Origin of the sequence: Mesorhizobium sp. B2-3-4 (assembly GCF_006442315.1) — a bacterium.
GTDB lineage: Bacteria > Pseudomonadota > Alphaproteobacteria > Rhizobiales > Rhizobiaceae > Mesorhizobium.
This window is the reverse complement of the sequence record NZ_VFVY01000022.1, coordinates 122149-140538: the sequence shown is the minus strand read 5'-3', so window position 1 is coordinate 140538 and position 18390 is coordinate 122149. Positions and strand designations below refer to the sequence as shown.

Sequence of the window (18390 nt, the reverse complement as noted above, 5' to 3'; positions counted from 1 at the left end):
GCGGATCGCCTCCTGTGGAAAGCCTGTGGACGGCCTCGTGCTATCGGGAACCGGACCTATCGTGCCATCGGGAACCGGAGGCTCGTGCTATCAGGAACCCAAACGGGGCCTAACCTCCCGAAACCAAACCCGAAATCGCGCCCTTAACTTAGAGTCTAACCCCGAATCTAACCTTAGAGCGCGCGCGCGTGGTGTGCAAAGACTCATCCGACGAGCCAGCGACGCACTCAGCAGAGACACCGACAAGACCTCGAATGCGCCATCGGTTTCTGACGGCAGCAGCACGGTAACCAGCGTCTCCGAAACCCCGAATCCGCCTCTTGATCTGCGCTCGGGAGCCATCCGATGATCGCCGCCACGCACCACGCTCGCGACGAACTCGTCCAGGTCGAACTGACCTGGGTCGAGAAGAAAATTGAGAACTGGATACGCTTCGGCACGCATGCCCAGGAACAGATCATCGATCGTCGCCGGCGCATCCTGTCCTATCGCCCCGGCGCGGTATTCGCCTTTGTGCGCTGGGCGGCGAACGATTTTGGAACGATCATCTCACGCATCGACATCGTGCGTGCGGTCGTACCTGGCGATGCCTATCAGACACTGCCCTTCGTGCGCCCCGGCGGCGACATCCTTCTGAAGGTCGAGAGCTGGCCCAAGGTCGAACGCGTGCTGCAGGCGATCGACGCCATCCAGGGCCTCGACATCGAGCCTGAGCTGGTGTCGCCCGATCATTGGCGGCACATCCACAACCGGATAACTGCCGGTCAGGGGCCGCGCGCCTACACGCTCGACCAACATCGCGCCTTCCTGCTGCGCACGAGGACCGAGCCGTGAGCCGCGCCGGGATCATCGTCGCTGGCGTTCTCGCTACCGTGGGCGTCGGCTATCCCGGCGTCACTTCGATGCCCACGAAGCTCATCTGGAATGCGTCGGCTAGCGCGCCGATCGGCTTCTACACGATCGACGTCGATGGACCGTTGGAGGTCACCGATCTTGTCGCGGTCGACGCGCCCGAGCCACTCGCGGCGTTCCTCGCTGATCGCGGCTATCTGCCGAGGGGCGTGCCACTCTTGAAGCGCATCCTTGGCGTTTCCGGGCAAATTGTCTGTCGCTCGAACCTCACCATCGCTGTCGATGGTGTCGAGGCGGGCGTGGCGCTCGAGCGTGATCGAGCCGGCCGTTACCTGCCTGTCTGGCAGGGCTGCCGCCGCATCCCGACCGGCGAAGTCTTCCTGATGAACTGGCAGGTCCACGACAGTCTCGACGGACGTTACTTCGGCCTCCTCGCCACCAGCCAGATCATCGGCCGCGCCGTCCCGCTGTGGACTGACGAGAACGGCAACGGCCACTTCGAATGGCGCGCGCCAACGCGGTGAGCGCGCGACCGGCGGCGCGCGTCGTGCCGCAAGCCTTCATCACCGCACAACTCTAGAACAGGAGCCTGACATGCAACAGATCGGGGAATTCACGCGCCAGAAGACCGGCTACAGCGGGCGCATCCACACGCTCAGCCTCAACCTGGATATCGCCATTGTGGCGGCAGAGGCGAACGAAACCGAGAATGCGCCTGACTACCGCGTTCACGCCAGCAACGAGGACGGCCCCGAGATTGGCGCCGGCTGGAAACGCTCCAGCGAGAAGGCCAGAGACTATGTCTCGATCCAGCTCGACGACCCGACCTTCGCGCAGCCGATACGCGCGAACCTCTTTCGCAATGGCGACGACAAGACGTCCTGGTCGCTGCACTGGGCGCGACCGCGCGACCGCAGCGAGAAGGATTAAACGATGCGCGCTCGCCGTCCCTCGACGAGCCATCGCGGTGCGCCCGGGCCGCTTCGCGCCGCCCGGCGCATGGCTCTCTTACTCCTTTGCGGCCTGTCCATCGCGACCGTCGTGCCGGCGGCGACCTTGGCGCAGGACTTGGTCCTCGCGGGGTCTTCGCAACGCGATGCGTTCGGCGCGCATATCACAGAAGCCTCGCAGCGCTTCGGCGTTCCGACCGCGTGGATACGCGCCATCATCCGCAAGGAAAGCGCGGGCGACGCGCGCGCCGTCTCCAGCGCCGGCGCCCGCGGCTTGATGCAGATCATGCCCGGCACATGGGATGATCTGCGCGCCCGCTGGTCGCTTGGCCGCGATCCGTTCGATCCCCGGGACAACATCCTGGCAGGAACGGCGTATCTGCGCGAATTGCGCGATCGCTTCGGCTCGCCGGGGTTTTTGGCCGCCTACAACGCGGGACCTGCACGGTACGAAGCCTACCTCGCCGGGCGTCCGTTACCGGCCGAGACCCGGGCCTATGTCGCAGCACTTGCCCGGCTCGTCGGAGATCGCGCGTCCATCCGCCCTTTCGCCGTCACGTCTGCCGAGGCCATTCCATGGAAGCATGCCTCGCTCTTTGCAGACCAGCCGAGCCGCCAACAGGCTGTCGCTTCCGTACCGGCCGAACGACCGCCAAATGACGCTGGCTCTGTAGCTCCAGGGCACGATGTCTCCGCCATCGTGCCGCTGTCCGAAGGCCTCTTCGAGGCGCGAGCCGGCGTAGGGATCCAGCCATGAGCGCGCATGGGCGTTTTCGCGCAACCGCAAGCTCCGGCGCACCGTGGCGTGGATGGAGGCGAAAGGTGGGCAGAACAACCGGAAGATGGCGAGATAAAAGGCCGCGAGGTGCGGCGTCGATCGGTTGTGTTATTTCAATAGGTTATACCCAATTTTCGGGAGGTGCGGGTTTTCCCTGCACCTCCCAAGATCGTCGATTTTCGTTCTTCGTCCGTAGCTTAGCGCGATGTGCGGCCGCCTGGCTGGCCTTTGTGGGGGCCGGGGCCGGGAAGGGAGGGCGTGGTCAGAGACTGTTCTTGAGGTAGCCGCTCGTCGGTAGATAACGAGCTGTTGGATGGACCACGTTAGAACCTCGCCGACCTAGCCTGAGGTGGCCCGCGATCGGAGAACGACTCGCTGCAGCAGAGGGGATTCACCTCGGCCGGTGGAGCCGACGTCGCCAGCGCCGGCCATAGGGTGGCAGCCGAGTGCAGGCTTGTCGGCTGGCGCCATCCTCCGCACGGCGAATAAATAGGCTTCACCGCCCTAATGGAAGCGCCCGGTCGCGATAAGCCCGCGCCCAAATCGAAGCTTCCGCAGGGCGCTCGGGCGCGGCATCCTTTCCGAGATGCAGCCGCTGTGCATCGCCCAGCCGCACGGGCTCTCGACGGCCAGAGATCTGGCTATCCTGACACGAATTCGCAAACCGTCGTGTTATGGTTTGATGGTTTTTACGCCACTGGCCTGATCGCCATCAAAGCAAATGGGAGAGGTTGCCGTGTTTAGGATCAACCGCCGCGCCTTGTTCCTCCACTCCGGCAGCGCAGTCGTCGCCTCGTCGATGACGGCAACGGCGCTCGGCGCAAACCCGCCGAGCCGAGACCAAGAGCCGTCCAGTTATCTGCGAGCGCTGATTGAGGCGCACAAGGCAGCCTATGCTGAGTTCGGCAGAGCTCTGCACGAGACAGGCGGTGGCAACTGCGACCCCGCCAGAGCCAGCCGGGAAGAGGAGAGGGCGCTGCTCGCCATCTGCGGCTATCCTGCCGTCGGGGAAGGGGACCGCCTGGCCAAGGCCCGATACCTTTTAGAGATCGAGGCGCGCGGCGAACTCGACCTCGCAGAGCATACGCAGGCCATTCTTCAATCGACGATGTTGAAGGGTTGATGTGACCGGCGCGCGGATGGTCAGGTAATGAATATCTGGTATGCGCCTCATCTCGGTCATTCCTTCTGACTTAACCGCCTGCCAAAAGCAAACTTGTTGGTAGCGATGCTGAACTTGGGGTGCCGCTTGTGTTGGCCGTGAGATCAGTCTCGCTGTTTACTAAAAGCCGGCATTTTCGAAATTTGGTGAGGGGCTCTATCCACCGAAGAATGAAGGGCACCGGTGCAGGGAGTGGCGGCCGCTGATTCGGTGGAATTAATCCGCTGTGATGCGCAAGGCGTTCAGCGTCTCCGGCGTAATGGTGCCGGTTACCTTTAGATTGTAATCCGACTGCATTTTCAGGAGCCCAGATCGCATCGCAGGGCTCATCTTCCCATCCAACTCGCCATTGTAATAGCCGAACGACAGCATCGCGAATTGAACCTGGAGGACGATCTCCTTGAATTTGGCAGCGTTCCCGGGAAGCACAACCAGAGGAGCTGCAGCCGTCGGAGGGGCAGTCGGCGCCTGGTAGGTTGGCGCGGGCGCCTGATACACCGGTGCTGGAGGCTGATAGACGGGTGCGGCAGGTGGGTAGTAAGTGCCTCCCGTGGAAGATCGATGACTGCTGTGGCTGCTATGGCTCGAATGCGAACTATGCCCCGCCAATGTGAATTTGTGATCCAGCTTGAAAATGTCGAACAACGATTTCGACTTGCCTCCATCATTGAATGGAGCGATCGGCATTGCGGTGCTCTCGATTGGCATAAAGCCGGCTGCGAGCAACGACGGGATAGTAAAGAGCCGCTTTCTCATGTGAGGCCGAACCTTGCATATCCATGGGCTTTCGGGTGCCATTCGAAGAAGCCGCCGCAATCGTCACGCAGTCGGCAACCAGAGCACTCCGAGACGTAGGTTCGCTTCCAGTCTGAAATCGTCGACGGAGCAAATGTTCTGTAGTTGGGCGGAAGAGTGCATAGCGGGAAATTATACAGCATGGCGTTGATTCCGCGGCTGATGGCGAGATCGAGCGCCTTTCCAACCGTGTCAAAGCCTCTGGAACTGTCGAAGAACAACGAGTCCCAGTTCTGCCTGCCGTAGCCGATGTTCTCAAGCTGCATGATCGCCCACTTGTCGACGAAGGGCAGCGATGTCGTTACGAACCTGGCCAGATCCGCCAGACCGGCTGCATTCGGCTTCATAAGCACAGTACGCAGTTCGATTTTTGCGCCGGCCTGACAAAGGATCGACAGGCCTTCTCTGACTTTGTCGAACGCGCCCGGCTTTGCCACGATCCCGTCATGAACGTTAGGGTCGCTCGAGTAGACAGGAACGCCCCAAAGGACACGGTTCAAATCCAGCTCGCCGAGCCTAGCCAGGTCATCGCGGTCAAAGTGTTGCGCGTTGGTCAGAACGTGGAAATCAATGTCGGGCCGCGCTGCTAGCATTCGTCCCAGGAATTCCAGCAGCTCCGATTTGAACAGCGTCGGCTCTCCGCCAGATAGACCAATCGTTGCGTTTTCTGGCGAGAGCAGGACTGCCGTCTCGAAAAAGGGGAACATGTCTACGTGCTGCTTTTTCGGCGGCTGCGAACACATAAGGCAAAGCTGGTCGCAGCGTTCGGTAACCAGCAGTGTGTTATGACGGGAATTTGCCCGGATAAGACGGTGTGCAGTCCCACGTCGAGGCACAACGAACAGCACGTCGCCATTTATATCACTGGCGTCTATTCCGAAGACACGGAGGGTTCCCTCTCCGCCCGAATAGTCTGCGCTTTCGCCGGTTGCGTTACCCAGCACCGCATCAAACGAGCTGAGCGTCGGCATGTCGTGGGCAACGCCCTCGAAGGACCGGAGCCGAACCACATACGGATCGATAGCCTCCGTCTCGACTTTGAGGCGAAGCGGGATCATGTATGGACCGGGACCATGTGATCCCCCCAGGACGCAACTCTGGCCCATTTGGCGACGGATTGCCGAGCTGCGTCGTCGCGACGCGTCATCACCTCTACGACTTTGTCGAATAGAGAATATGCCGTCTGCAGAACCACGTCTCACTGCGAATGAGATCGATATGGCCGTCGCGTGACAAATCGTCGACGACGTCCGTGCCGCAAAAAGGCTGATAAACACAGTGGATGCAGTCGGCATCGAAATTGTTGATCGATGCGCCATTGAGCATCTGCACGTTTTGCTGATCGATGCCGTCGGCCACTGTTCCGATCGAGAGGTCGACACGTCCGATCCGCGACAGCATCCTGGCTTCGTCGCTCGGATACAACTGCCCATCGTAATCGACAACGATGTAGTCGGACGCGAAGAAATTCGGATTGCGAAGATCGACGTGATCATCGATGCCTGATCGCAAAAATCGCCGCAGGCACTGGCCGAAATAGTACTCTTCAACATATCGGCCGGTGCGGTGATTACGCTCTATGAGATAATCGATGAAACCTGAATGTAGCGCATTCCACCGCGCGATCGCGTTCGGATCGCTCTTTCGCCGGCGCGCAAAACCTTGGTGGTTTATCGGTCGCAAATATATCGACTGTATCCCGTGGCGCTCGAAGTTGCCGACGAGGTCTTCGAAATCTGGCGGGCGCTCGACGTCGATGGTTGGCAGCGCGGAAACTTTGCCGGAGCCGAGACGCCGCACAGCTTCAGCCAAATTTCCAAAGAAGGTGTCCGTAGCGAGGCCGTCGCCAGTGCGCTGCCGGGTATGCGTCTCATGGTTCCCATCCAATGACGTGCTGACGAACGTGTCCGGCTGATCAAGAAAGGCCCACTCCACCTCGCCCATGCGCTGGAGGTTGGTACAGACGACAAACTGGCTGCGCGGAAACTTTGAACGAGTGAAGGCCCGGATCTGCTCGAGCAGATCGACGCGAAGCAAAGGCTCCCCGCCCTGAAACTCGATCTTAATGTCCGGACCTTTTAAATCGCCGATGAAATCGAGGGCGGCGTTCAATGTTTCGTTGGACCAGTCGAAGCCCCGCGCGGCCTCAGGGGCCCGGGAAACCTGGCAATAGCCGCATGTCAGATTGCAACGCAAAGTTGGGACGAGAATAAGATACGAAAGCTCTTTCTGCTTCGATTGCCTGCCCGCCCAACGATAGGCAAAGGATGTCCAATCAGGATCGCCTTCGCGTTCAAACGTATGTCCATTGCCACGAAGAAATCTCAGGTCGTCGGGCGAGAGCGTATCGCGTGCGTATCTCCCTAGAAATTCGCCGCTACCGAGAAAGAACCCACCGGCATCGTCGCTAAACAGCAGCGTTCCGTCCGGGCGATCTCTAAATTTGAGCGGCCACACGGTCATCTGGCGGTGACCGCCCCGACCAACGCTTGTCGCAGCGGAAGCGTTTCCGAGTAGATCTTCTCACGATAGATGGCGTGAAGGACGCTCTTTCGCAGATCGTCCAGCCTGTCCGGCGGAAGCTCTTCTACCACTACGCCCTGACCGGATGCCGAAAACCGCAGCGACGGATATTGGACTTGTAGTCGAATTAACGCGCCTTCCACAAAACACTGAAAGCCCTGTGGAATCTCGATTGTTGCCTGTCCTAGAAAGCGCGCCGCCCCCACGTACCAAGTCCTCCCTCCCAACAAACTATACCCAAAACTGGAGTATGGGAATTAGTGCAGTTCAACTTCGATTTTTTAGTGAGGACCGATATCACTGATGGTTGGCTTGTTGCTGAGCGGGCGGCGGTTTTGCGCCTCATTTCAGACGTTGAGCCGAAATTCTTATCAACTGAAAGCCGACATGGGATTGCCTACCGCGTCAACTCACGTCCTGAAGCAGACTGTGCCCACCGGTCAAATTCCAGTACGCATCAGACTGCCTGGCTATCCGCTTCCGATACCGACATCTGCCTCAACTCCGAAAGGCAGTTTCCTCGCATATTTCTGGAACGATACAATTGCGTGCCGTATGTAATTGATTTTACTGCGGTAGGGTGACCTGTTGGGTGCAACGTAGGCGCAGAAAGAGGCGTAGCGCTCCACCCGGTTGCGTCCAGCTGTGTTGCAGTCACGTAGTACCTCTAAGAGCGGCCCCTAGCGCAGAATCTGGGGGACGCTTCGCCTTGGTATCCTCACTAACGCCTCTCCCAAAAACCAACGTTCGGCGGCTTGGCGAGGGCCGCTCGCGGTGGGTGCCTTTGTTCTTAGGCTTTGAATGGTCTACTGTCCCCCGGCAAATGAGGGGGGAAAGCCGATGTTGGTAGCCGAACGGGTCAATCAATTCATCACAGAGCGGAAATCGAAGCCGGTGTGTGACGGCTGCATCGTTGATGGTCTGAAGCTCACCACCCAGGCCCATGCCGCACAAATAACCGCGGCGCTGGGCACGACATCGGATTTCAAGCGCGAGAGGGGCGAATGTAGCCTCTGCAAGAATGAGCGCACTGTAATCCGCTCCTCCATGTAAAGCCCATTTATCCACATCGGAACGCGCCCAAATCGCTGGCCCGGGCCGTTGTGGGTAAATGATGGGATTAGGCACTCAACTCTCTCGGCACCGAAACCAGCCGGAAGGCTGCCTGTTCCAGCATCGCATCAAGCTGGCGCTGGGAGAGGTGAACCATTGGCGACGGATTGGCCTTGGTGATCCCGGTATTCGGCCAACAGCGCGTCAACCTCGGCCTTCTTGAATTTCTGCATTTTGCCGAACGCGCGGGCGGATGCCTCGCCATGGCAATCCTTGAAACACCATGCAATCGTCCCGAAGAATGCGTACTGCCGGTCGTCCATTTCGCGCCTCCTGAAAGAGGTCGAATCTTAGGGAGCCCGGAATTTCCGCGCAAGCGAGAACGCAGCTTAGGTGTCGAGGTAGGAGATCAGCTCCTGATGCGACTTGAAGTGCTTTTCGTTCATGATGTGAAAAAACAGGATATCACTCACCAACCTCTCCGCTTGGAAAAGGATGATGTCCCGTTCGTCCTCGCCCGGTGACCTTGCAGCGTGGATGTTCGTGTTCCGCCGAATCCGCAAATGCTGCGCGATTTGTTGACCGACCAGCCGATTGCTAGTCACCTTCGATGCTCGACGCACAGTGATCTCGTATTTGGCCCAAGGCGTGACGGTAAGCTGCTCAATAGCCTGCCAGAGGCCTAATAGGCAGGCATCATGGTCGTGCTGGTCTAGAGCCCGGCAATAGCGCGTCAGCCCGGCCAAAATCTCCTTGCGGAAGGGTGAGCGATTGATTTTCCGCCACCACCCCATAATCGCTTTCCGGCTTCGCCCGATGTCGTCCACCGGCGTTGTCATCGACGCCCTTTCGTGGACCCACCGTGGCTCGTACCAGAACATTTCAGTCACCAGGTCTCCATCCGGTTTGTGGATGGTCTGAAAGGGGCCAAGCCGGAACCGATTAATCGCGTGCGGGCCGTCTATGTACCAAGAAAGCTTCGGTCCGGTACGCCGGTTGGTGAAGAGATTGAGAAGGCCGCGAAGGCGGTCGATGGTCTCTATGCCGCCTTCGTAGGCACTGTGGATGTCACGCGCACGGACATGGACGATAATTGGGTCCAAGTGGTCGGTCGGCTCTTTAATGCCCTGCCTCTCTCGCCGTTCTCGGGTGCTGTCCCTGGCCTGGTTAGCCGACCATGAATTTCGATTTTTCAGAGGGCATCCAAAACACGCGCTTCCCGTCGTCGGCAAGCCAGTTAATGAGTTTTGGGCCGTGATATGTCATCGAGGCAAAAAGCCGATAGTCAACCAACGGCCGCGCCAAAATCCGCTGATAATGATGCTCGCAATGATCCGGAAAGAGCTTGTGCTGGTTCAAGTTGACGGTTCGGTCATTCAGTGCCGACTTGATGGCGCGAATCTTCTCGACCTCCGTCACGCTGTCAGTCGTTTCAACGGCCGTGGTTAGGATCGCGAGCCAGTATTCGTAGTCCTGGGCAATAAATGACGTGTTGGCGGTCGGACTAGTGGTGCGGACCTTGTCTATGTGCTTGAGGATGACTTGGGGGCTGAAACCGGCCCTCCAAGAGAAATTCGCGGACGTCGATCACAAGCCCCAGAGCCAAGGCTGGCCCGGCGACGACGTTACTCGCCAGTCATTCTGTTTTGCAATCGCGACCAAGGCATTGGCACCGGCGTTTGCCTCATCCTCGACAATCTTCCACTTCTAGCACCTGGGTGTGTGTGAGACATCTTTGAATCCATGGCGGGCGAAGCGCGCCAGCAACCGGAAGCGGGTCTCTGCTTTCTCCGAAGCCTCAACCGGATGATGACCTTTTCGCCTGGACTGCCGAGAGAGATAGAAAAGAACGGTTAGCCAAAGACGCGGCAGCGCGTAAAGCGGCGGCAGCACGCAAAGCGGCACCGATAGGAGACCAGCAACGGGCCAAAGAGAAGCAACTCCGCGATGAGCAGGCTGAAATTCGGTTCATCAACGCCATGCCGGCCGATCTGCGTATGGCGTTCTACTGATTGTTGATCCACCAGATTGCACTCTGCGGCTGAATCGGTTTCCCCTTAGACTCCAGCCGATGGAACCCCTCACGAACGATATTGGAATGTCCCAACCAAAAGGGTGGCCTGTGCGGTGATCGCCGTGGCTATCATTGCGGTTGTCAAAGCCGCCAACTGATGGTGAGCTATCCGCGGCTGTTGTCTGCGGGGGAAGAAGTGAAACGCTGGCTTATCACTGCTCTAGTCCTGGGCTCCGCGCTATTCCCAAGTCGCACAGCCTTTGGACAGGCACCCTTCGATTGGTCTGACGACCAGGACATGACCTTCCATGACGCGTACAATGGCGGCAATTGCAGCACCTGCGAGTGGATTCTGGCGGAAGGAACAATCGTCAACGGCTCTTCAGGTGCGTTTCTTGAATATCTACAAAAGAGGTTTCACACCCCGGAAAAATCGCGGCCTCTCACCGTCTACTTCAATTCCAATGGTGGCGACGTTATTGAGGCGTTGAAGATCGGTCGCCTGATCCGGGAGTGGGGGCTCGACACCTCTATTGGCAAAACTACCGGGGAAATCAGCAACGACATCGTACGCTCGGACAACCCCACCGCAGGGGTATGCGCTTCGTCATGCGCCTACGCTATCTTGGGCGGTAACAAGCGTTATTTAAGCAATACGGGCAAGTTAGGGGTCCACCAACACTATTCGCCGAAGTCGGTCGAAAAACCTCTTGAGTTGACAGCTACAGCCGTCGACCGCTCAATGGATCAGATATTCACAGCCATCATTCTCGATTATGTGGTGAGCATGGGTATTGACCCGGAGTATGCCGTCCTGGCCCAGTCGACGCCTCCCGTCGAGGTTCATTGGCTCTCTGAAGACGAAATCAAAAAATTTGGGGTCGACAACACCGTCGACCAATACTCCGATCCCAAGATAATCCCATTCGGCGCCCGTGGTGCCGCGCTAGAGGTCGAACACGTAAAAGGTGTTTTCGCGAACCTCGCCACGCCGACCAAGTTCAGATTGTACTGTCGTGGCAAATCGGCGACGCCGTACCTGGCCGCTATCATCACCGACAGGTTCGATTATGAAAGCGCTATGCAGGGTGCGGTGGCAAATAATATTGACTTCAAAGTCACCAACGACCTCGGTCTGGATGTCACAGTACATCCCACGCTTGCAGGATTGAAATCGGTAATGAACGCCAACAGTGTCCACACGCTCGCCACAGCTTGGGCGCTGGAGGGGCTGTCGGTAGGAGATCTCGCGGAGGCGTCAACGATCACAGCCGTGGACGGAGAGGGCAAGTTTGTCCCCCATTATGCCTACGACCTACAACAAATGCTCACAGTTTCGTTCACGAATGCCGGTCCGCTCATACAACTGGCCTTACGGAACTGCATACAGTGACGGCGCACTAGTTTCTGTAGCCAGCCCGCTGCTTTGGCTCATACTCCCCTGTAATGAGCAGTAAGAGCGTGTCATCAAGGAACAGCAGGGCAAGAAAGCCGCCCGTTGAGCATCAGTTCAAACCGGGCCAGTCTGGCAACCCCGCTGGCCGTCCGCGTGGCATTCCCAACCTGTCTGTCCGCATTCGCAACAGCTTTGAAGGCGTGATGCCACTACCCGCAGCGATCAAGGAGGCGATCGTCAACGCGGTGGGTGAGGATCGGAACGCTTGCGGACACGGGCAGGATGCTGCGCCGCCCTCACCAACTGAGAAGTCAGTTTTGAGGCGCTGCCCGAACAGCCACGAAGTCTCAGAAGACAATCTTATTTGCGTAGTTTGCGGCGCTGAATTCAGCGCGGCCGAAGCGGAGCAATCGTCTTTCGGAGACTCAGCGATCCCAGAAACCTGTCATTCCGCTTCCGGCCCGTTGCGGCCATTTCGCAACTCGTCTGATTGGCCGCCACGCGTCTCGCCCCAACTCAACGCCAGCCCACCAGACGTTACTTCATTCGTAGTCGATCACGGTCGCCGCAACCTCACGCCCGGATGATTGCCATTCGTAAATTCGACACCCTCGGCCTCAAGAACAGCACGGATTTTGTCCTGGGTTTCCTCGGAGACGACGGCGGCGCGCTCACTGTCGCTCTCACATCGTTTTACCGTCGGAATAGAAACACCAGCCCTACGGGCAAGCTCCGATTGTGAGAGAGCTATCAACGCTCGAGCCGCTCGCATTTGTGCTGCTGTCACCAATTTCTATTTGATCCCTTTAGATCATTGCGCTATGATCCAAAGGTATCAGTGGATACCCTTGGCCTTTGGTCCGGGGCGCGGCTAGACGCGGTGTTGACGCACCATGCCTAGCCTGACCACGCCTAAGCTTCTGGGAGCTCGGATCATGGCTGATTCCGACAATAACACGACTTTGCCTTTCGTCACGCGCAGGAAGGTGCTTGCGGGAACAGCAATCGCAATGGCGGCGACACAGGCTACATCGCTTGCTCACAGCGACTTGGAGGGTGATGACGCCATTGATCCTGCGGTGGCGGTGTGGAGACGATGGCAGCCGGCTTGGGAGGAGACTGAACGGCTTTGCAATGAGCAGCAGCGGTTGGAGAGGGTACTTATCGAGACCGTTGGTTTCCCTTGCACTACAGTGAAGTTGTCCGACGGCGAGAGCGTGACCGTTCACTCTCTTGGAGCCCTCCAAGAATTGCTGGGTGTTCGTCCGGCGAACACAGTAGCCCGCGCTCAGGCTGAAGCCGAAATCGTAGCCCATCAGGCGCGCTGGGATGCGGCCGATAGAGTGATTGGTTACTCGACGGGCTTGCTTGCGGAGCGCGAAGCTGCCGAGAAGGCGCGGGAATTGCTGGAAGCCTTTTCCCAAGTGCCTGCTACGTCGCTTGCTGGTATAGCCGCTAAGCTGGATGCAGTGCTTAGGGAAGGGGAGTATTCGCTGCACGGCGGTGAACCTCCGTGGCCACAGATTCGCTCGGCCTCAGACGATATAGCTCGGTTAGGGAGCAGGAAGTGTCGAGGCGAATCTTCGGCACGAAGGTATCGAAATCGCGATCATTCGGCAGTTTGACGATTCTCGCCCGGACGTACCGAATCAAAATTCATATCTATGGGGTGACTGATGCAGTTCCGAAAGGCATTTGCGGAGCCAGGACGCCGCAGCGTCTTCAACGCACCGGCAAACCATGGAACCGAGAGTGGCCCGCACCCTGCTGATCAATATGTCGGCAGGCAGATCGCTGCGGTTCGCGTGCAGTCGGACGTATCGCAGGCCCAGCTTGCCCGATCTATAGGCATCAGTTTCCAGCAGCTTCAAAAATATGAGAACGCGAGAAACCGCGTTAGCGCGTCGATGCTCTACGAGATCGCCAGTTCGCTGGGCGTCCCGGTCAACCGTTTCTTCGAAGGCCTGCCGGGCAATGAGACCGATAGTGCCGCTCCGCCGCTGCCGGTCGACGAGCGCATCAATTTTATTGCCAGCGCAGAAGGCCGACGCCTGATTGAGGGACTGATGCAACTTCATCCGCGGGTGCGCAGCCGTGTGTCGGCTTTGATCGCCGCACTGAGGGAAGAACTGGCGATCGTCGATCCAAAGCAGGAGAGCGGAAGGCCCGGCGAACCCATGCCGGTCGAACGCAGGCTGGCTTGACGATTCATTGTCGAAAGGTCGCGAGTGCTCCGTTGATTACAGCCTCGTCGTTTAGCAGGCGCCGCGACTTCCAGAGCCCCGGAACGACCCCGGAAGTGGGGCGGACGTAGAAAAGGCAACGGGAGCGTACATAACGGTCATGGGAGATTATGCAGATTTCGACGATCCTTGCTCTGACCGCGCAATCGCGTGTTGGAAACCGGGCAAATGCGATGAAGGCAACACGCAGAGATGCCGGTCGGCAGATCGAGACCGCCCCATCTTCTCGGGTGCGCGCTGTCGACGACGCCTTTCTGGAGCGAACGGTTCGGCTCTTCGAGGCACGCACCGGTCGTTCGCTGTCGAAGGAAGATGCGCGCCAGATCGTGGAAAACGTCAGCGGGTTCTTTCGCATCCTTGCCGAGTGGCACAAGATGGATTGAGCGGAGCGGCTGCACGCCTGATATCGCGCTATGGCGCTTGGCGGCCTCAAATGACACGAGGAAAGCCGGTTCCGCCGACTGCGGGTTCGCACGTTGTAGCCAGTCCTGACCGCCGACATGTCAATCACATGCGCCGTTTCGTGACCGCGAAGGAGCGGAGATGAAGCCGATCGATAGGCGAGCAGCACCGAAGGCAAGGCCCGGCAGTTTCGTGAAAGCGCTGCTTTATGCGCGCGTGTCCTCGAAAGAGCAGGAGAAGGAGGGCTTTTCGATCCCGGCGCAATGCAAGCTGCTGAGAGAATATGCGCTTCAGCGGCAGTTTGGCATTGTTGAGGAATATGTCGATGTCGAGACTGCCAAGAACACCGGGCGGACCAACTTCGGCGAGATGGTCAAATATCTGCGCAAGCACCCTGGCGTACGCGTCATCCTGGTCGAGAAGACCGATCGCCTCTACCGCAACCTCAAGGATTGGGTGACGCTCGACGAACTCGATGTCGAGATCCACCTCGCCAAGGAAGGCGTGGTGCTGTCGCGCGACTCACGATCCTCGGAAAAGTTCATGCATGGCATCAAGGTGCTGATGGCCAAAAACTACATCGACAACCTTTCGGAGGAAGCCCGGAAAGGGCAGATGGAAAAGGCGGAGCAGGGCATCTGGCCGTCCAAGGCGCCGCTCGGCTATCTCAACGTCACGGCCAAGGACGGTAAGAAGGTCATCGAGCCGGACCCGGTGGTGGCGCCGGTTGTCACCAAGCTGTTCGAGCGCTATTCGACTGGCCTGTATTCACTCAAGGCGCTCACGAAGGCGGCGCATTGCGACGGCCTCATCCATCCAAAGAGCGGCAATCCGGCGCCGGTCAGTACCGTGCACACGATTTTGCGCAATCGGCTCTATACGGGCCTGTTCCAATGGAATGGCAGGCTGCACCAGGGCAAGCACGAGCCGCTGGTATCGATCGACCTGTGGGAACGGGTCCAGGGCGTCCTGGCAGGCCGGCACGCGACCCCGATCCATTCCTATGGCTATGAATTCGCTTTCTCTGGCCTCATGACCTGCGCTGAGTGCGGCTGTGCGGTCGTAGCGGAGGTCAAGAAGGGAAAATACATCTACTACCACTGCACGGGACATGCCGACAAAGGCCGGGGCGCCTATGCCGACTGTCGCCGCAAATATGTCCGGGAGGAGGTGCTGGATAAGACCTTTGCCGGCCTCCTGGACCAACTCCATTTCGATGAGGAGGTTCTGGAATGGGTACGCGACGCGCTGAAGGCGAGCCATGCAGATGAGCGTCGGGAGCAGGAACAGGCGATTGAGCGGTGTCAGACTCAGTACAAGCGTCTCGAAGACCGCCTCAACGCCATGTACCTGGACAAGCTCGACGGCCGCATCGACAATGCCTTCTACGACCGCATGTCGGCGCAATGGCGCGTCGAACAAGCGCGCCTGCTGCGTGAGATAGAGCGGCATGGCGAGGCGCAAGAATCATACATGGACGATGGAATCCAACTGCTTGAGCTAGCCCGCAACGCGGGCCAAATGTTCACTCGTCAGGCCCCAAATGAGAAAAAACGACTGCTGAATCTGGTGCTGTCGAACTGCGAATGGAATCGCGGCCAGGTCCGCGCGGTCTTCAGGCAACCGTTTGATTTACTTGCGGAAACGGCCACGTCTGCGGAAGCTGCAAAAGCTGGTGGGGATGTGTCGTTGACGAGGCATCCAATTTGGCTGGGGTTCCTAGAAGCTTTTCGAACTTTTTGGGTCGCACCTCAACCGGAATTGCGCGTGCTTATTGGACAAATTAGGCCACTAAATTCGGAATTAGGATAGATTGGGGAGACTTCGACTTTCTGACGCTCGGGACATTGTAGGTCGTTCACGTCAGCACGCAGGGCGTCTAATTCTATTTGTCGCACGGCAGCTATGCGCCTCATATCGGTCGTTCGCAGGAGCGGCAGAAAATCCCAAAGCCCGCCGTTCGTTTGGGTGCACTGAAGACACGATTGGTGGATAACGGACTGTCCGCTTTTGAGCCGGACTGGCGTAAGCAGTCGTTCGTTCATGGGGCAGGAAGTGGCTGACGAGCATTATTTTGGTGGATAGCGGCTCTTGCACTCTTCGGCCTAGCAATGCCTGATAGCGGCCATTCGTTACCTTGAAAGACAATCAAGAGGACCAAGAAACTTCGCGATCTTGTAACGTTTCGAGATGCAGAGTGCTGCTAACGACGCTACAGAATAGTCGTCATCAAGCTCATTGGGATAGCCTTGGCCATACCGGCAGAACTGCTTCAAAGTCTTGCCGCTCCCGGCGGAGGACAGGTCGCCCTCGTTATTGGGGCCGGCTGCTCGGTGGGCCATCCGACCAGCATCCCGCTCGCTGGCGACCTCTCGGAAGCAGTCGAACGCCAACTGGTGCTCAACGGCCGCCTGCAAGCGAATCAGTGCCCGAACCCGCGCGACCTTGCCGCACTGGCGAGCCTGGTTTTCCAGATCTGCAACAATCAGGTCGAGTTGGTTCAGTGTTTTCCGATTCAGCGAATGCGGCTCGCGAGAGCCAACTTCGGCTACAAGCTGCTGGTGGCGCTGATGTCGGAGGGCGCCATAAGTCATGTGCTATCGCTCAACTTCGATCTGGCGATCCAAAACGCCGCTGCCGAACTCGGCATTGAGATCGCAACGATCGCGGCCGTGAATGAGCCCGTGCCGATCCGCGCGGCGCTGGTACAGCTGCACGGAAATGCGAACAGCGAGCCAGACCACCTCGTCCTTCGAACGGAAGTCATGGACGGGGAATGGATTGGCCAATGGCACCAGGTCGTTGCTCAGCAGGTGCTGGCGGCTCCGACGGTACTCTTTGCTGGCCTCGGTTCGCCGGCCCCCGTCCTCACCGCAACGATAGCGATGATCCAAGGCGCGTTGGGCGGTAACAAGGCATTATATCAAGCCGACATCGTTCCCTTCGCGCAAAGCGGCTTTGCCGCGCAGCTCGAGATACCCGAGCAGCGCTACATCCAAGGATCGTGGGACGCGGTCGTAACGCGCCTCGCTGAGCGCATCGCCGCGCAACAGGTCGACTCCCTTTCGCGCAGCGGCCGCGCACTATTGACGGAGAACCATTACGGCGAAGCGGATCTCCAGCGGTTCACCGGCATCGCCGCCAAGCTCGCCGGTCAATCTCTGCTCACGCTTGGCAAGATGCGTGCTTTCGCCGATCTGGATCGCGATAAGCTCTACCGGCCACACAGCGTCCGCGACGACGAGTTCATGTCGGAGCCGATGCTCCGGCTCGTAAAAGTCGCGGAGCGGTTCGGGCTCGACACGGCACCGACGCCCGCCGGTACCTGGGCGCTGCGGCGGAACGGCCAGGCGATTGCACAGATCGTGCTCGCGACCGGCAGGGGCGTGCGCCGCATGGCCGCCGTTGAAACCCGCGCCAAAACCATCTGCGCCACCATCGCGGAGAACGCCCCGATGCCCGTCGACATCGTTCTGATCGGCGGCCTTATCGACGCGGCGCCCGCATTCGATCACGTCGACCTCATTGCCGACGAGAAGCCGGACGACATCATCGGCGGCCTCGCCGTCCCCTTGCTGGTCTCTGCCAACGATCCGCGCTACATCGACCGTATAGGAGGGCTCTTGCATGTCGCCTGACGGCTTTTCGCTTTCGGCATCGTCCATGATCGCTCTCGCCAGCGAAACTCTCTCGCTAAACGGTTACCGCGTTGTCCGCGACATGACCGACATGAAGAAGCTCGGTGATCGGGCCCTCCTGGCTGAGGACGCCTATAGCGTAATTTCTGTCGTCGCCTTCGAGACCTGGCAACAGCTCGAGAACGACTGGGCGGAAGCTCAGGCCGACCTCGTCGACCTCCTCGCCCGCCGCCTCTCCCGCTCCGCGCCGAAGGCGTGGGACGGCTATCTCGTGCTTCTGTGCGCCGGCGAGCCTTCGGATCGCCTCGACACCGACCGGATCGAGCGCGATACCTCCAGGGTTCGGAAGATTGTCGCCACAGGTGGCAAGCTGCGCACCAGCGCCGACATAAACCGCGTTCTGGACCTCCTGCTCCCGCTCGAGCTGCCGGACAATCTTTCCGCCCTTGAGGACGTTCTCGACGCGCTGCCTGAACTCATGAAAAATTCCGTCGACCGTGCGAAGCTAAAGATAGTCGTCGACGCCTTCCGTGACGGCGAACCCCCGCTCGAGCGACTGCACGAAAGCGGTGGCGGGCGATGAG

At 58.9% G+C, this 18390-nt stretch carries 19 protein-coding genes and 1 pseudogene; 14 read left to right on the top strand and 6 right to left on the bottom strand.

Translation table 11 applies throughout. From position 1 onward, the window contains the following. From FJ967_RS33825 to FJ967_RS27635, 6 genes and pseudogenes are all read left to right on the top strand, one after another. A pseudogene (locus FJ967_RS33825) lies at window positions 1–349 on the top strand (replication protein); the annotation flags it as partial. Then, entirely contained in the window at window positions 346–834 is a 489-nt protein-coding gene (locus FJ967_RS27655) for a DUF2840 domain-containing protein (RefSeq protein WP_140735475.1), read from the top strand. The pseudogene FJ967_RS33825 and the gene FJ967_RS27655, both read left to right, overlap by 4 nt. Then, a complete protein-coding gene (locus FJ967_RS27650) occupies window positions 831–1376 on the top strand; it encodes a S26 family signal peptidase (protein ID WP_140735474.1) in 546 nt (181 codons plus the stop codon). The genes FJ967_RS27655 and FJ967_RS27650 overlap by 4 nt, the downstream gene beginning before the upstream one ends. 70 nt (window positions 1377–1446) lie before the next feature. Beyond that, entirely contained in the window at window positions 1447–1782 is a 336-nt protein-coding gene (locus FJ967_RS27645) for a DUF736 domain-containing protein (RefSeq protein WP_140735473.1), read from the top strand. 3 nt (window positions 1783–1785) lie between these two features. Continuing rightward, window positions 1786–2559 carry a lytic transglycosylase domain-containing protein gene (locus FJ967_RS27640; RefSeq protein WP_140735472.1) on the top strand — a complete coding sequence of 258 codons (774 nt, stop codon included), beginning with the start codon at window positions 1786–1788 and terminating at the stop codon, window positions 2557–2559. Between the two features lie 757 nt (window positions 2560–3316). After that, window positions 3317–3703 carry a hypothetical protein gene (locus tag FJ967_RS27635; protein ID WP_246675411.1) on the top strand — a complete coding sequence of 129 codons (387 nt, stop codon included), beginning with the start codon at window positions 3317–3319 and terminating at the stop codon, window positions 3701–3703. Between the two features lie 255 nt (window positions 3704–3958). Here the strand turns inward: FJ967_RS27635 and hxsA are convergent, their stop codons facing one another. The 3 genes from hxsA to FJ967_RS27620 form a co-directional block, all read right to left on the bottom strand. Beyond that, on the bottom strand, window positions 3959–4498 hold the full coding sequence (gene hxsA, locus FJ967_RS27630; RefSeq protein WP_140735470.1) for a His-Xaa-Ser repeat protein HxsA: 540 nt from the start codon (window positions 4496–4498) through the stop codon (window positions 3959–3961). Further along, on the bottom strand, window positions 4495–5595 hold the full coding sequence (hxsC, locus tag FJ967_RS27625; RefSeq protein ID WP_140735469.1) for a His-Xaa-Ser system radical SAM maturase HxsC: 1101 nt from the start codon (window positions 5593–5595) through the stop codon (window positions 4495–4497). Before hxsC ends, hxsA begins: the two co-directional genes overlap by 4 nt. 94 nt (window positions 5596–5689) lie before the next feature. Continuing rightward, complete coding sequence (locus tag FJ967_RS27620; RefSeq protein WP_348643115.1) at window positions 5690–7000, bottom strand: radical SAM protein; 1311 nt, start codon at window positions 6998–7000, stop codon at window positions 5690–5692. 900 nt (window positions 7001–7900) lie between these two features. Here FJ967_RS27620 and FJ967_RS27615 point away from each other — a divergent pair. Next, a complete protein-coding gene (locus FJ967_RS27615) occupies window positions 7901–8113 on the top strand; it encodes a hypothetical protein (RefSeq protein ID WP_140735468.1) in 213 nt (70 codons plus the stop codon). A 128-nt stretch (window positions 8114–8241) separates the two neighbouring features. Here FJ967_RS27615 and FJ967_RS27610 read toward each other — a convergent pair whose 3' ends face one another. The 3 genes from FJ967_RS27610 to FJ967_RS27600 form a co-directional block, all read right to left on the bottom strand. Beyond that, window positions 8242–8436, bottom strand: a complete 195-nt coding sequence (locus tag FJ967_RS27610; RefSeq protein ID WP_140735467.1) for a hypothetical protein — start codon at window positions 8434–8436, stop codon at window positions 8242–8244. A 66-nt stretch (window positions 8437–8502) separates the two neighbouring features. After that, a complete protein-coding gene (locus FJ967_RS27605; protein ID WP_140735466.1) occupies window positions 8503–9216 on the bottom strand; it encodes a hypothetical protein in 714 nt (237 codons plus the stop codon). 64 nt (window positions 9217–9280) lie between these two features. After that, window positions 9281–9532, bottom strand: coding sequence for a hypothetical protein (locus tag FJ967_RS27600; protein ID WP_140735465.1), 252 nt, complete (start codon window positions 9530–9532; stop codon window positions 9281–9283). An 893-nt stretch (window positions 9533–10425) separates the two neighbouring features. On the opposite strand from FJ967_RS27600, the gene FJ967_RS27595 reads away from it, so the two are divergent. The 7 genes from FJ967_RS27595 (at window position 10426) to FJ967_RS27555 (ending at window position 18389) form a co-directional block, all read left to right on the top strand. Beyond that, complete coding sequence (locus FJ967_RS27595) at window positions 10426–11520, top strand: hypothetical protein (protein WP_140735464.1); 1095 nt, start codon at window positions 10426–10428, stop codon at window positions 11518–11520. 938 nt (window positions 11521–12458) lie between these two features. Next, a complete protein-coding gene (locus FJ967_RS27580; protein ID WP_181176167.1) occupies window positions 12459–13148 on the top strand; it encodes a hypothetical protein in 690 nt (229 codons plus the stop codon). Window positions 13149–13199: 51 nt separating this feature from the next. After that, the gene (locus FJ967_RS27575; protein ID WP_140735462.1) at window positions 13200–13727 is read left to right on the top strand and encodes a helix-turn-helix transcriptional regulator; all 528 of its coding nucleotides are present in this window, start codon (window positions 13200–13202) and stop codon (window positions 13725–13727) included. A 149-nt stretch (window positions 13728–13876) separates the two neighbouring features. Continuing rightward, a complete protein-coding gene (locus FJ967_RS27570) occupies window positions 13877–14149 on the top strand; it encodes a hypothetical protein (RefSeq protein ID WP_140735461.1) in 273 nt (90 codons plus the stop codon). A 160-nt stretch (window positions 14150–14309) separates the two neighbouring features. Then, window positions 14310–15980: a recombinase family protein gene (locus FJ967_RS27565; RefSeq protein WP_140735460.1), complete on the top strand. Its 1671-nt coding sequence runs from the start codon at window positions 14310–14312 to the stop codon at window positions 15978–15980. 437 nt (window positions 15981–16417) lie between these two features. Further along, window positions 16418–17806 carry a hypothetical protein gene (locus FJ967_RS27560; RefSeq protein ID WP_140735459.1) on the top strand — a complete coding sequence of 463 codons (1389 nt, stop codon included), beginning with the start codon at window positions 16418–16420 and terminating at the stop codon, window positions 17804–17806. Then, window positions 17796–18389: a hypothetical protein gene (locus FJ967_RS27555; protein ID WP_140735458.1), complete on the top strand. Its 594-nt coding sequence runs from the start codon at window positions 17796–17798 to the stop codon at window positions 18387–18389. Before FJ967_RS27560 ends, FJ967_RS27555 begins: the two co-directional genes overlap by 11 nt. The last annotated feature ends 1 nt before the right edge of the window (window position 18390 follow it).